This window comes from Pirellulales bacterium (assembly GCA_036490175.1).
GTDB lineage: Bacteria > Planctomycetota > Planctomycetia > Pirellulales > JACPPG01 > JACPPG01.
The window spans coordinates 11391-25483 of the sequence record DASXEJ010000127.1; the positions used below are offsets into that span (position 1 = coordinate 11391).

Annotated in this window: 10 protein-coding genes; 3 read left to right on the forward strand and 7 right to left on the reverse strand. The window is 60.3% G+C overall.

The features are described from left to right. Positions 1-70: 70 nt before the first annotated feature. The 3 genes from VGG64_09535 to VGG64_09545 all read right to left on the reverse strand — a co-directional run bounded on the left by VGG64_09535 (position 71) and on the right by VGG64_09545 (position 5991). On the reverse strand, positions 71-1837 hold the full coding sequence (locus VGG64_09535; GenBank protein HEY1599832.1) for a redoxin domain-containing protein: 1767 nt from the start codon (positions 1835-1837) through the stop codon (positions 71-73). Positions 1838-2002: 165 nt separating this feature from the next. After that, the gene (locus tag VGG64_09540; protein ID HEY1599833.1) at positions 2003-5596 is read right to left on the reverse strand and encodes a carboxypeptidase regulatory-like domain-containing protein; all 3594 of its coding nucleotides are present in this window, start codon (positions 5594-5596) and stop codon (positions 2003-2005) included. After that, positions 5593-5991, reverse strand: coding sequence for a BlaI/MecI/CopY family transcriptional regulator (locus tag VGG64_09545; protein ID HEY1599834.1), 399 nt, complete (start codon positions 5989-5991; stop codon positions 5593-5595). The genes VGG64_09540 and VGG64_09545 overlap by 4 nt, the downstream gene beginning before the upstream one ends. 281 nt (positions 5992-6272) lie before the next feature. Between VGG64_09545 and VGG64_09550 the strand changes: the two genes are divergently transcribed. Together VGG64_09550 and VGG64_09555 are read left to right on the forward strand one after the other, a co-directional pair. Beyond that, a complete protein-coding gene (locus tag VGG64_09550; protein ID HEY1599835.1) occupies positions 6273-7460 on the forward strand; it encodes a tetratricopeptide repeat protein in 1188 nt (395 codons plus the stop codon). A gap of 288 nt (positions 7461-7748) precedes the next feature. Then, the gene (locus tag VGG64_09555) at positions 7749-9089 is read left to right on the forward strand and encodes a hypothetical protein (protein HEY1599836.1); all 1341 of its coding nucleotides are present in this window, start codon (positions 7749-7751) and stop codon (positions 9087-9089) included. Positions 9090-9121: 32 nt separating this feature from the next. Here VGG64_09555 and VGG64_09560 read toward each other — a convergent pair whose 3' ends face one another. Next, complete coding sequence (locus VGG64_09560) at positions 9122-9505, reverse strand: CoA-binding protein (GenBank protein HEY1599837.1); 384 nt, start codon at positions 9503-9505, stop codon at positions 9122-9124. Between the two features lie 149 nt (positions 9506-9654). Next, a complete protein-coding gene (locus VGG64_09565) occupies positions 9655-10857 on the reverse strand; it encodes a HEAT repeat domain-containing protein (protein HEY1599838.1) in 1203 nt (400 codons plus the stop codon). Between the two features lie 165 nt (positions 10858-11022). On the opposite strand from VGG64_09565, the gene VGG64_09570 reads away from it, so the two are divergent. Further along, positions 11023-11532 (forward strand): MogA/MoaB family molybdenum cofactor biosynthesis protein, encoded by a 510-nt coding sequence (locus VGG64_09570; protein ID HEY1599839.1) that lies wholly within the window; start codon positions 11023-11025, stop codon positions 11530-11532. Positions 11533-11550: 18 nt separating this feature from the next. Here VGG64_09570 and VGG64_09575 read toward each other — a convergent pair whose 3' ends face one another. Both VGG64_09575 and VGG64_09580 read right to left on the reverse strand, forming a co-directional pair. Next, the gene (locus VGG64_09575; GenBank protein ID HEY1599840.1) at positions 11551-12654 is read right to left on the reverse strand and encodes a serine/threonine-protein kinase; all 1104 of its coding nucleotides are present in this window, start codon (positions 12652-12654) and stop codon (positions 11551-11553) included. 168 nt (positions 12655-12822) lie between these two features. After that, positions 12823-13788 carry a D-2-hydroxyacid dehydrogenase gene (locus VGG64_09580; protein ID HEY1599841.1) on the reverse strand — a complete coding sequence of 322 codons (966 nt, stop codon included), beginning with the start codon at positions 13786-13788 and terminating at the stop codon, positions 12823-12825. Positions 13789-14093 lie beyond the last annotated feature (305 nt).

Sequence of the window (14093 nt, forward strand, 5' to 3'; positions counted from 1 at the left end):
CGTTCGGGCGGTTGCGCGACGAAGTCAACTGCATGGAGTTAGCGCGCCAATTGCTTCGCGAGGCGCCGAATCAGTTAGTTGCTTTCGACGTCTTAATCGGGTTGATGACGGAATAAAACCCGAACATCATCTCGTCCCAGGTCTGCTCGCCCCAGTTGACCGTATGCGCAGGATTGGGGTTGGCAGGATTGTCTGCCGAATTGTCGAAATAGGCTGTGCAAACCATCCGGCTTCCCTTGGGAATCTGCCGTGGTTCTTTCAGCATGTACCACAGCTGCCAGTTGAAATCGTACTTCGGCACGTCAAGCAGCGTTTCCTGCGTGCCATCGGGCAAGATCAACTCGTATTTGAATGACTTGCCGCGCAGGTGCATATGAGGATTCATGCCCAGCAGCACCGTATCGCGGCGAAACTTGTGCTCGGCCTTGACCAGGTGATTGCCGTCGTTCGGCGGTATCCGCAAAGACATCGTGCCGCAACTGGCGCCAAGCACTTCGTGTGTCACTTCCGCCGGCTTCGCATAGACGAATCCGACGTAGCTGCGGTCGTCCTGCGCTTTGCCGTTAGGAGTGTAATGACATTGGAAAACCAGCTTCGAACCGGCCGGCACGCGAATCGCGGCACCGTTCCCTAAGCGGCGCGGGGTCATGCCGGGGGCGTATGCCATTTGCGGATCGCCAAAGTCCATCGAACCCCGCTGCTGAACAAAGACGATTACATGGTGCACAACGGCCGGGTTGCCTGCCTTCACCTCGGCCTGTTTGATCCAGTGGTCCTCGGTAAAACCGGGATCGACGACGAAGTGCTTATAGCTCACCACGCCCTCGGCCGGCACGGTGTACGGCTCGTCGCGCATATAAAAAATCTGGTCCGGCTGCGAGATGCCCCAACCTTCGGCAAATTCCGCCGCGGGGGGCAGGTCAGCATCATTCCCCTTGGGGCAGCCGTTGGCCACCCAGCGGTCGATCAGGTCGATCTCTTCCTTGGCCAGCGAGGGATTGTTCTTGAACTGGCCATGCTCGGGCGCGGCAAACCAGGGAGGCATCCGCCGCTCATGCACGACTTCCTTCATCATCTCGGCCCAGCCGACCGCTTCGTCGTAACTGGTCAGCGAGAACGGCGCGATCTGTCCATCATGATGGCATTCCACGCAACGATTCTTCAACAGCCGCGCGATCTGGTTCGAATAGGTAACGTCTCCCGAAGGGTCGGCACGCTTAACTCGGCCGATCAGACAGCCGACCGCCTCAGCCGTAGGTTCGCTCACGGATTTACCAGACAGCAGCTCTTCGATTGCTGCTTCGAGGTCGTTGCGCCCTGCCTTCTTGCGCTGATAGCCGACACCGTACTGGTCGTCGATGCGCCCCCAGTACCGCACGACGCGGTCGCCGTCGAGCAGAAAGACTTCCGGCGTTCGCACCGCGTTCAAGCGATCGGCGATTTCGTTGGCCGGGTCTTTCAATACCGGGAAGGGGATTTCCATCTTCCGCGCGTGAGCAGCCACCTCGGTGATCGAATCTTGTTGATTCGCATTGATGCCGACGAAGGCCACACCCTGCGGCTCCCACTTCGCCGACAGCTCAGCCAGGCGCGGCAGGTACACATTAGCGAGCGGGCATTCCGTTCCTAGAAAAGCCAGCACTACCAGCTTCTTATCTTGCCAATCCTTGAGCGACCTGACCGGCCCACGGCAATCGTGCAGCGAAAAGTCCTCGACAGCGCGGCCGATGCGTTCGTTATTGACCGCAGCGGCGCGCGCGTGAGTGGTGGCCAACAACCCAACCAGCGACAACAGACCTGCAAGCAGGACCAGTGACCGGCGAAACCGAACAGCCATGAGATTTCTCCCCGCAAGTGAATTTCAGCAAACCGCCAGGCCGCCGACACGCTTGTGACGAGCACTAAAAGCGTAGAGAGGAGGAGAGTCTAATGCAACTGGAATCGAGAGCCGAAACTACGGCCCGACACTGCGCCAACCGAAAACGTACCTTAGGGGTCGCCGTTATTCGTCCAGTCGCAGGTTGCCCAGGTCGATCGGCTTCTGCGGGTCTTCATCGTCCTTCAACTCGGGCACCGCGAAGCGAAAATCCACGATGCGTCCGACCTTGTGCCCCCAGTCAAATCGCACGTCGAGCTCGTAGTTCGCGGCAACCATGTCGTCGATCCGAAAGTTGCCGTCCGGATCGACGCTGGCCTGGTAGTACGGACGCGATGCTTCCAGGCTGTGATAAAATGCCTTATCGGCGGGACTGGGGTTCGGCGGCAGCGGCGGCAATTGGCTCTCCACGGTGATGAACGCGAAGCTCCACAGCACCTTTTTATCGTAGCCGGCGGGCGGAATGAGCCGGCCGATGACTGGTCGGCCCGTGCCCCCCAGATCGAGATGCGTGGTCTCGCCGGCCGTGAGCTGTGCTGCGACCATTTGCGACGAAGTAACCTCCGTCGCGCCTTCCTTGACCATTAGCATAATGCGCCGGCCCAGGTGGCAATCTCCTGGGAACACGCGCTCGAACACGAATTGTCCCTTGTCGCCGGTCGTGACGTCATAATGCGTATAAATATGGGGTTCGTCCTGCCCAGTAGAGTAAACCGTGTTTGTATTCAGTGTCAGCGCGGCGTTCGGGACCAGGTCTTTGCCGACGTGAAAGGTTCCCTCAACACGTGCCCACGCGGTCAATTTGATGGCCGGCGGAAGGGGGTCGTCGCCCGGCTGCAGATAGGCGTATCCCGTGGGATGAGTAATCACTAATTGATAGGGGCCGTCCTGCCCCGGAAAGCTGAATCGCCCCGAGTCGTCGGTATCCTGGCGAGCGGCATACGTGCCACCGTCGTCGATCACGCCGTCATGGATGTTGATTTGCGATCCGACGATTCCCACGGCTATTTTGGCCCGACGAGCGGGCTCACCCTTGGGCGTCGTGACCACGGCGGCAACGTCTTTGGCTTTCTTCAAGGCGAAATCGATCTCGATATTCCCCTCGTCGCTATGGATCTCGCGCGAGGTCGCGATTTCGTACCCCTTGGCTTCGATGCGTACCAGGTGGGAATGTTCACCGCGGTTGCGACGCAATACGTAATGTCCTTCGTTGGTCTCGTACCCGTCGTGCCTATTCCAGCTTATGTGTCCATCGACGGCCACAGAGGCGGGAAAAGCGCGCAAGTCGCCAATGGGTTTGCCGGTATCAACGTCCGTCACTTTGCCAGTGATCACCAGCAAGGGGTTCGTGTGGAAGACGTACTCTTCGTCGCGTGCCTTGAGTGGCTGCAGCAACATTTGCATCCCCCCGACCGGACAAACGTCGACCAGGATTTCGTCCAAGGGGGCTTCGTTCCACTCCCACACCCCAAGCTGGTTTGCGTATTGGTTGACACTATCGAATTCAAAGTATTCTATACGCCCGCGCCATTGCTGAAAGAATATCCGCGCCTTGGGCGCCGGATTTCCCGCTGCATCCAGAACGCGGACGCGGAGCTTGCCGCCGGTTTTCAGCTCGAAATCGACCGGGTCCATTTCGGAATCGATCCGCACCTCTTTCAATTCCATCGCGCGCCCCTTGGCCGATGCGACAACGCGCGACACGCGTGGCTCGCACCCTACGAGCTGATAACGTCCGCTGGCATCTGTCGTGGCCTTGCGGGTATCGTTCAAGAACTTTGTGCGAACGACAGCCCCTTCGATTGGTCTTCCCAATTCATCGGTCACAAGACCCGTTACGGTCAGTCCCGGATCGAGTGCGATCTTTGTTGTCGGAACGTCCCCCTCCTTTATGCCAAACTCGCTCCGCGTCAGTGAACGGCGCAGTGCCATGAAGTTGGGACTGGTAATCTCGACGTGGATCTCGTTAAGTCCATTGGGCACGCTATCGAAACGCCATTTTCCGAACGCGTCGGTCTTGGTCCTGGCACCCGCGCCGAACTGGCGCGTATCGCCAGGCCGCTTCTTAAACTCTAGGCGCGGCGTAACCTTGACGCCCGCCAGGGGTGACCCCTGCTCGTCGACGATCACGCCGCCGACAGACCAGGCCTTGTCGAGCTCGGCCGTGAATTTCTCGGGAATCGCTTCGGGATGGTCGTTCGCTTCCCATTTTGCACAATAGGGGCCGAAGCCTGGCGTTTGGATCATGGCGCTGAAATTGACCGGCACCTTCCGCAGTGCCAAGGTCACACGGCCGTCGTCGTCTGTCCGGGCAAAACTGCCGTATGCAGCTTTTCGGACAAACGCGCCGTGGGTGATTTGCTCGGCCGTCGGCGATTGGTCGGTACGGAATTCGACCTCGATATTCGGTAGAGGCTTTCCGTCCGGTCCCACAACCAAAAGATCGAACGTAGGAACCTTGGGCGCGGCAGCACCATCGGTGGCTGCAGTGTCCTTCGCTTTGTCGTCCTCAGGCGCCGACGCCGAGATCCACGCCGGGGGTGCGACCATTACCAGGGCCGCTACCAATGCGAGCGCCACAATGCCGCCACGCGAAAGTCTCACGGGTTCGGGCAGCGGCTCGCCGACTAGCCGCGCGATGCGACGCCGCAATTCGGAGGGGCTCCGGCCACTGACGGCAAGCGCCGTAATCTCGTCGGTAGGGAAAGCCTGTTTGCCACCACGCCGCGACGGCGCCTGCATGTTGAGTTCGACGACGTGCAGTAATGCCGTCGCATATCGCAGGCGCGGTTCCGCGCCCGTCGAAGCTACTGACTGGCACGCCATCTCGTCGCAGCAATACTCTCGCAACGTGCTGATCTGCCGGCTGAGCAACCAAACCGCCGGATTGAAGAACAGCACCGACTCGGCCACGCGCTGCAATAGAAAGACCCACATGTCGTAACGCGTTATGTGGGCCAGTTCATGCGCAATGATCAGGCCGAGTTCGTCGGCCGAAAGTCCGGTTATTGTCGCCGCAGGAAACAAGATCACCGGTCGAACCAGACCGACAACCTTGGGCACCAGGATCTTCTCGGCGTGCGCGATTGCAGGAACCACGCGCATCGACCATGTGCGCGCAAGAGCCGCGACCTGGTCAAACAGCACGCCGTCCGTGATGCGCACGGCTGAGCGTGCCAAGCGCTGCGCGTGCCAGATGCCCAGCAACAATCTTCCCAACATGACCAGGACGCCGAGCGCGTAGGCGGTGACAACCCATGGCGCCGTGCGATCCCACATCGTGGCGGGCTCCGCTAGGAAATCTCTTGCCGAGGTCGGATGGCTGACCGCCAGTTCCTTGAAACCATCATTCGTCGTCGACGGGCCTGACGCCTTGGCAGCGGTGGAACGTTTCTCCGACAACCCATGTTCAGCCGTCGCGCGTGCCGGCAACGTGTTGAGGATTGTGTTCACGTCGGCAATAAGTGGATCAGGTCTGTCGACATCGATGAACCAAAACGTGACGGGAACCAATGCCAGGCTGGCAACGAGTAGCGCCACGCAGATGGCGTACGATCGTTCCAAGACAAATCGCGTCGACATGCGTTTTGGCAATCGGGTGATGGCCCACGCGACGAGTGCCAAGGCCAGGCCTTGCCAGAGTGAGTGCAACAGTGCCAGGCACAGGCGTCTGCTGATGATGGGATCGCTGATTGAATCGATGAGTGCTGCCCAGCTCATTTTTTTTGCTCCGCAGCCTTACGGCTAATCAGTCGACGCAGGTCGGCGAGTTCGTCAGCGCCCAGGTCGGCGGTCTCGATCAAGTTCAGAACCATGGCCGACGACGATCCGCCGAACACCCTGGACAGCAGGTCCCCCACGATGCCCCCCGCGATATCTTCCTTTTTGACCTTGGGCGCGAAGAGGAACGCGTTCGCCAGCTTCTTTCGGCCCAGGTACCCCTTGCGCACCATGATGTTGAGCATCGTGATGACGCTGCTATGGGAAAGCGCGCGTCCGGCTTGTTTTTCGAGGTCAAGGCGTACATCGCGTACCGGCAAGGGGGACCTACCCCAGAGCACCTTGAGAATTTCAAGTTCGAGTTCTGTCGGATGTTCGGACGCCGGGCGAGCCATGACTCTTCCTGTCAGAAATATTGTCGCCACGCAGGCCATTCCGCGGGCGCCCCACGGCAGACCTGAAACGAAAGTTCAATCTCACCTTTTGGAGGGCTGCGCCAAATCATCTAATTCTTTCGATGATATTAACGGTGACCTTTCCTCGCGTCAATAAAATCATCTAATAAAATTAGATGTGCTGGTCTGGGGCCGCGAGAGCTCTCGGGCCGACGACGCGGTGACAGCAAGCCGATGTCGTGGCTTGGCAACCGCCCTGCGATGGCGATAATCAGGGGCGCATGCCAAGCACTTCCTCCAGTACGCCGCAGCAGAATCTCGCCGGGCTACGCGTGGCCTTCGCCGGCAAGTTGGCCGGCATGTCGCGTCGTGACGCCCAGCAACTGGTCCGCGTCCACGGAGGTGTGCCGATCGAAGACGTCGAGTCCGGTGCCGACCTGATCGTGTTGGCCGATCAGTCTCCCGCGCTTGTGCTCGTGGATGTGCTCGCAGTCGCCGGGCGCCGCGCGCTCGAAGAGGGAACGCTGGTGGCCCTGAACGAGACGCAGTTCTGGCATCGGCTCGGACTGGTGGATCAGGATCCGCACGTGAGCCGCATGTACACGCCGGCCATGCTGGCCGATTTGTTGGGTGTGCCCGTCGCCACGGTCCGTCGTTGGCACCGTCGTGGTTTGCTGGTCGCAGGACGACAGGTCGGGAAGCTTCCTTATTTCGACTTCGCGCAGGTCGCCACAGCCCGACAGTTGGCCACTTTGGTTACTGCCGGAGTATCGGCGCGTCAGATCGAAAAGCAGTTTGCAGCGCTCGCGCGGTGGTTTCCCGAGCCGGATGGTTCGGCACTGCCAGCGGCGCTGGTCGCTGTGGGAAAAAAACTTCTCGTCCGCTCAAACGACGGGCTGCTCGAAGCTGGCGGCCAGCAACGCTTCGACTTTACCGGCCGTGGATCAGCCACGGGTGATCGTGCCGGAAACGAGGCCACTAGCGAGGTTGTTTCATTGGGGGCCGCGCCATCGCTACCCGGTCCGGCCGATCTGGTTGAGACGGCGCACGCGTTGGAAGAGGGGGGCCAGTTGGATTTGGCCGCCGAGATGTACCGCGCCGCCATGGCGGCTGGCGGACCAGTCCCCGAAACTTGCTTTGCTTTGGCCGACGTGCTGTACCGACTAGGCGACCTTGGCAGCGCCCGTGAGCGGTATTATGTGGCCATCGAGTTGGACGAGAATTACGTCGAAGCCCGGGCCAACCTCGGTTGCGTCCTGGCCGAGATGGGACAATGTGACCTCGCCGTGTCGGCGTTCGAGGGGGCATTGGCCTTCCACCAGGACTTTCCCGACGCGCACTACCACTTGGCACGCGTCCTAGACGACCTGGGTCGCGCAGAGCAGGCCGCCGAGCACTGGCGGGCCTTTCTCGAACTCGCTCCTGACAGCCCCTGGGCGGTTACCGCCCGTGAGCATCTGGCCAAATAGGTAGCGCATAGCGCCGGAACGCGATTGTGACGCAACGGCCCCCGCCGGCAACTAACGGCCCACTTGCATCCCTGCGGGACGAACGCGCATTAGCCGGAAGCCATTATCGCGCTTGCGGTTACTGCCAGTCGATCGCCGGGCTCGTGCCCATTGAGGGTTGCAAATCGAGGCTCAAAGCGTATCTTGCAAGGGAGTTACGGTCGCCAAAAGACGGCACGGGGACGTGAAAAACCGAGTGCGACATAGGCAGATGTCGCACCGTCTAATGGCGCGGTGAGCGCGGGTTCCATGGATCAGATTCTCTACCATTACAAGCCCGTCGACCCGACGACCTGGGTTTACCTGTCGTCGCTGTTGATCATCGCCATCTATTTCAAGTTCAGTCGCGTCTGGAGCGTTCGCAATCTCGACCTGCTGGGCCTCGTGGCGCTGGCGCCCGGGCTGCTGATGGTTCAGCAAGAGGGTACTGCGGCCCAGGTTGGCTACGTGTGGCTGTTTGCCACCAGCGGCTTTTTCCTCGTTCGTTTGCTGGTCGACCCGATGATGGTCCGCCGGCCGCTGCTGGAACCCAATTTGTCTCCGGGCGGTCTGACGTTCGCCACGGTTTCGCTGTTGGTCTTCCTCATGGTCAATGCTTTGACGAAGGAAACCACGGATAGCGATCTTGATGGCCCGCGCCGTTTAGACGAACTTCTCTCGCGCGAGGAGACTCCCGAAGCCGATGCCAGTCTGGCGACGCATGGTCCTGCCTATCCGTGGATGCACTTACTCGCCCGACTGCCGACCAAGACTCTCGTGGCCAAGGAAGTTGGCGATGAGGGCGCTGCTGAGCCGGCGCGTGTGCGAGAACAAGAGTACGTCGCGACCGCACGCATGATGGCGATCTTATCGCATCTGGCGGTGGTCGCCGGCATGGTGTTGATCGGAGCACGGCATTTTGGCAGCGCACGGACGGGCGTTGCGGCGGCCAACTTATATCTATTGCTACCCTACACGGCACAAATGACGGGCCGGGTCGATCATGTTTTGCCCGCGGCGCTGGTCGTGTGGGCCGTCTTCGCCTATCGCCGGCCTTTAGTCGCGGGGATGTTGTTGGGTTTGGCGACGGGGGTGATCTACTATCCCTTCTTCTTGTTGCCACTGTGGGTCGGGTTTTACTGGCATCGCGGCATGTTGCGGTTTTCGGTGGGCTTTTTGGCGACACTGGCGCTGGTGATGGGAACCCGCTTCTTCGCCGTGGGAGGGATCGAACCCCTGTTGGCGCAAGTTCGCCAGGTGTTTGGCTGGACCAGCCTATCGCCCGACAATATCAGCGGCTTCTGGAGCTTTTACGAGTCGGCCAACCCATACCGGTTGTCGGTGTTGGCTGCTTATGGCGCCATGTGCGCGAGCTTTGCACTGTGGCCGGCGCCCAAGAATCTCGGCACGCTGTTGAGTTGCTCGGCGGCGGTCATGCTGGGCACGCAGTTTTGGCAGCCGCAGGACGGTGGCCTGTACATGGGCTGGTACCTACCGTTATTGCTGCTCACGATTTTCCGCCCGAACCTGGAAGATCGCGTGGCTCTGACCGTGCTCGGCGATGGTTGGCTGACCAACCGCCGACGCCCGCCCGCCATTCGCGCGGCTTAAGGAAAAGCCCATTGGTATCGTCGCGGTGTTCTTTAACCGGGCAATTCGCTCGGGCTGATGCCGATGGCCACGATCGAACAGGCCGCAACGACGTTCAGGCCCAGCTGCTGCGCCTTGGCGATGACCTCGGGCGTGTCGCAGCCGGGGTTGAGCCATAGTTCGTCGCAACCTTTGGCCGCGATGTCGTCCAGCACGTTCAGCAGGACCGCCGGGGGAAGATAGACACTGATACGATTCAAGTGTGCCGCTGGCACCTCGGCCAGGCTGCGCGACGCGACGAGCCCCTCGATTTCACCCCCCTTGGGGTTCACGGGGTACACGTCGTAGCCTTTTTGCCGATAGGCACGTACCGCCTTGTTACCGAATTTCAAACGGTCGGGGCTCGCGCCCAGAATGGCAATCGTGGGTTCAGGCATGGAATTTTTTCGCGGTTCGTGAGGACTAGAATCCTGCGGCGCCAGTCCGTCAGGGAACGCGCTCGTGCGGCGTTCAACGCCGATGATGACAGACGACCGTGGGAACGACAATCGTCAAAGTGCCACTGGTCCCACGGCGGGGCAACGCGTCAATCGCGGCGGGCGTCCACCGTGGGAGTCCTTCGTTGCGTCGCCAACCACCGCAGCCAGGATTGTTGATCGTAGCCGAAGTCCTGGCCCGTCAGTGATGACAGGGCGTCGTGGACTGCCAGGTTCTGGAACTGCCGTTCGACTTGCTTCGGTCCCCCGCCGCCAAATGAAAACGATCCGCCGCCGGGACCGTTCCCAAAGCTGGGATTCATATTGTTTCCGCTCGTGGGGAGATCAATAACGTGCGTCGTGACGACCGAATCGATCAAGGGCCTTATCGAACTGGCGTCCCTCATCCGTCCTAGCGCGAAGCCCGCACGATTGACCATCTGATTGTCGGCATTTTTCGATTTCATGCGCTTGATGAAAAACGCCACGGCCCCGGTATTCGTCTGCTTCTCCAGATAATCGAGGCAGGTCTGACGCAGGTCGTCGTCAGAATCGTCCAAGGCAAAAATTGTCAGGGCCCGCCAGGCTTCGGGCGTGCCAATCCGCGCGAGCGCGTCGATATAGATCCTCCGCACCGCCACGTCCTGCTCTTTTTGCATGAGCTTTCCCAGTGGTTCGACGGCTTCAGGCGCGGCGATCTTTTGCAACTGGAGCATGGCCTCCTCGGTCCGGTTCGTTCCCAGCCATTCGCGCCAGCGCTTGATGTCCTTGGTCCAAGTCTTGACCGCCTTGTCGAAGGCCCTCTTGCGTTCGATCTCTTCGACCTGTTGCGGCATGCGGTACTTGCCGGACTTGTCCTTGATGTAACCCTTATCCTGGAACCTTTCTTCGCGCGTCTTCCACTCGCCGTCGATTTTGGCGTAGCCCAGTGCCTGCCGAGCTTTGGCATTTTCGGGATCGAGCTCGATGACGCGTTCGAGATGGCGTGTCGCTTGCTCGGTGAGTTGTTGGTTGCGGCAAAACGTCGCCAGATCCAATTGCCCCTCGACGGTGTCGGGATACTGGGGCCGCAGCTTGATATAGTGCAGCTCAGAGGGCTTGGTGCGGTGTACTTCCTTAACCTGGTCGCGCCGCAGCGTAACCTCGCCGGTGCTGGTTTTGATCACGTAGCGCGTGCGCGGAGTCTCGGTGGTGTTCTGTGTGGCGCCCTCAACCTGGCCGCCATTGGTAAGGAGGAACGTGTCGGCGCGCAGCCAAGCCGATCCTGCAAATGCCAGGACGAAGAAGAGTTGTCCACCGATCAGCCGTTTCATGGGGACCTCAGGCTCGTCCGAGTTCCGGTGACGGCCCGGGCGAGGTAAAATCGCCCGGCAACGCCTACTTCCAAGTATAGGAACGAGTTGCGGCGTATCGCAACGTTTTCAGGCCAGATCGCCGCGAATTTAGGGCCTTCCGTCTTCCCTCAGTCGGGTTATTTGATGGCTGACAGCGTGGTCGAACATCGAGCCCAGTCCCCGCAGCGGGTGCGCTGCGCCGTGATTACCGTCAGCGACACCCGTACTCCGGAAACCGACACGGGTGGACAGCTGGTTCTTGAGAAACTCGTTCAGGCGGGGCACGAGGTGATTGTTCGCGAGATTATCCCCGATGATCCGCTGCGCATGCAGGCGCTAGTTTCTGACCTGTGCAAGCGCGACGACGTCGATGCCATCCTGCTTACCGGGGGGACCGGAATCAGCAGCCGCGATCAAACGTTCGAAACAATTTCCGGCCTTCTGACCAAGCCGCTGCCGGGATATGGCGAGCTGTTTCGCATGTTGAGTTATCAGGAGATCGGGGCTGCCGGAATGCTAAGCCGCGCCGTGGGCGGGTTAGCGTGGCGGACGATCGTGCTCACCATGCCCGGCTCGCCGGCAGGCGTGCGCCTGGCGATGGATAAGCTCATCGTGCCTGAGTTGGGACACCTGGTACGCGAAGCGCGGCGGTAGCGATCTGAAGTGCGGCGCTTAGTCCAATTCTTCGAGCCACAGGCGCATCTCGTTTTCGTACTCGCTGGCCAAGTCCCCCTTGACCAGTTGTCGATGGAAGTTGGCCGCTCCTTCTTTCACCAGGTCCGCAGCTTCGGCACTTGGAAAACGCAGCGAGGGATCCGGTGCGACCAGGCTGCGGATCAGCGTCATCAAGAGTTCGTTGCACACGACTTCGCGCGGCAGCCGTTCGTGCAGCCGTTGCATCAACATCCGCTTCGCCTCGAGCAACTCGGCATAAGTGGTTTGGCCGACGAACGGCGGAGCCCCCGACAGCATTTCGATCAACACATACCCAAGACTGCACAAATCCGATCGCGGCGAGGATTCGCCCCCTTCCAAGACTTCCGGCGCCGCGTAAGTGGGGGTGCAACTACGGCGCGAGGGGGGCTTCTCCATGTCAAAGGCCGAGCCGATGTCGATGATTTTGGCGTTGCCCGTGCGCTTGAGCATGATGTTCGACGGCTTGATGTCGCCGTGAACGATCCCCTCGCGATGCAAGGCAGCCAAAGCGGCCAGGCACTCGCGCAACACCGCGATCGCGATGCCAGGTTTCAAGCGCGGTTGTAGCGGGCCCGAAGTGACGATGACGTTGTTTAGATAGTCCCAGCGGCGATTGCTGACCCGTTGCCGCGTTCGCTCGAGCATTTCGTGCGATAGCAAACGGTCCAGGTCATAACCGTCGACCCATTCCATCTCCATCAGCCGAATGCGATTCCGTTCGACAAAATTGTGTACGTCCAGCAGATTGTCTTGCTGGATTTGTGCGACCCGCGCCGCCACGGCGGCGATGCGGCCCATCGCCTCGTCGTATCCTCGATCGTCTTCGTAGTGCAACGGAGAAAAGATTTTCAGGGCCACCGGCAGGGTGAAATGGTCTGTGCCGCGCCGCTCCGACAGGTACACCACTCCTTGGCCGCCGGCGCCGAGCAGCCGCAACAGGCGATGATGCTCGGTCCAACTCATCCGCTGCTCTTCGACCAATTGCCGGTACTTTTCCAACAAGACGTCGGGACAACGCTTGGGCTTCTGACCGTCAATGCTCAGCGTGGCTTGCGGTTGTAAGAAAGTAGTCGAGGACATCGCGTGCTTCGCCTGGGTGTGCGTGTTTTGATTGCCGGCGGGTAGGCGCCATCTTAGGGAGACGTCCCCCGCCAGGTCCAGCCAAATTGAGGAAGAATTGACCGCCGTCTTCTTCGCCATCCCCAATTCATCAGGCGGCACGGCAGAATTTATTTGGCGACTTGCGCTCTAGGAGTGCGGTACGGGATAGCCCAATCGCTTGTCGACGAGATTTGCCAGAGGTTCGCCGGCCTGCCAGCGTCTCAGATTTGCGGAAAAGAAATCGGTCATGTCGTCGATCCGCCGCGCGCTCTGGCCGCCGACATGGGGCGTGATGACGACGTTCGGCAACGACCACAGGGGGCTATCGACTGCTAGCGGCTCTTCCGCCGTGACGTCGAGTCCCGCGCCGGCCAGATGTCCGGATTCGATCGCAGCCACTAAATCTGCTTCGACAACGAGCGGGCCTCGCGCCACGTTGATCAACAAGGCGCCGGGCCGCAGCCGCGCCAGTGCGCGACGATCGATCATGTGGCGCGTAATATCCGTCAGCGGCGCTGCCAAAAACAACACATCGACTTCGGCCAACAGATCGTCCAGTCGCTCGGCGGGCCATAGTGCTTCGACGAAGTCGGGTTTATCGACGGGAAAAGTGTCCGTCGCCAGAATGCGCGTTTTGAAAACTCGCAAGACTTCGGCCAATCGCCGCCCATTGCCGCCAAAACCGACGATGCCCACCGTGCAATGCGTCAGATCGCGTGTCGGCCTGCGGATGAATTCGTGCTGCTCTTGGGCACGAAAAAACGTGGGCAGGCTACGCGTAAGCGCCGTGGTCAGCGAGATCGCGTGCTCGGCAACCTGGTCGGCCAATACGCCCGAGGCGCTCGTCACTACGATGTCGGATGCCACGACCGACGGGACCAGACAGTGATCCAGGCCGGCGGCCGAGGATTGAATCCAGCGCAATCGACCCCCCCGAACCACTTCGTTCCACGGCACTGGCACCTTGGCATGGCCGCAAAAGATATCGGCCGTGAGCAATTCCTGAGCGACGCGTTGCTGTCCTGCGTCCACGACTTCGGCCTGCGGCGCCGCGGCCATGATCTGCGCCACGTGGCGGGGCTCAACGGGATAACAGAGTACAATGCGTGTCACGGATGAAGGCTCGACATGTCATCAGCAATTGGGCGTCCCGCGCGAAATGCATCGTGATTGTGATCGATCCTGATTTGCGAGCAAGGGCCGGCCCGACATCGTTTATCAGGATCCCGCTGGATTTGCGCGACGGTTTTGCCAGTGGACCGAAACGTAGAAAAGCATGCGTCCCAAAAAACAATGCGAACCACTGACCGGAACAGCCTGTCCCTCTCGCGAGTATTTCTGCGCGACCATCGATCTGGGTTCAATTCTTGCGGCGTCGCGCGGCGGGCGAACCTCGATTGAGCGGTGGCATGGATGAA

Coding starts and splice junctions, on each gene's coding strand:
- VGG64_09535 (HEY1599832.1), bottom strand. CDS start 1,837: ATGGCTGTTCGGTTTCGCCGGTCACTGGTCCTGCTTGCAGGTCTGTTG.
- VGG64_09540 (HEY1599833.1), bottom strand. CDS start 5,596: ATGAGCTGGGCAGCACTCATCGATTCAATCAGCGATCCCATCATCAGC.
- VGG64_09545 (HEY1599834.1), bottom strand. CDS start 5,991: ATGGCTCGCCCGGCGTCCGAACATCCGACAGAACTCGAACTTGAAATT.
- VGG64_09550 (HEY1599835.1), top strand. CDS start 6,273: ATGCCAAGCACTTCCTCCAGTACGCCGCAGCAGAATCTCGCCGGGCTA.
- VGG64_09555 (HEY1599836.1), top strand. CDS start 7,749: ATGGATCAGATTCTCTACCATTACAAGCCCGTCGACCCGACGACCTGG.
- VGG64_09560 (HEY1599837.1), bottom strand. CDS start 9,505: ATGCCTGAACCCACGATTGCCATTCTGGGCGCGAGCCCCGACCGTTTG.
- VGG64_09565 (HEY1599838.1), bottom strand. CDS start 10,857: ATGAAACGGCTGATCGGTGGACAACTCTTCTTCGTCCTGGCATTTGCA.
- VGG64_09570 (HEY1599839.1), top strand. CDS start 11,023: ATGGCTGACAGCGTGGTCGAACATCGAGCCCAGTCCCCGCAGCGGGTG.
- VGG64_09575 (HEY1599840.1), bottom strand. CDS start 12,654: ATGTCCTCGACTACTTTCTTACAACCGCAAGCCACGCTGAGCATTGAC.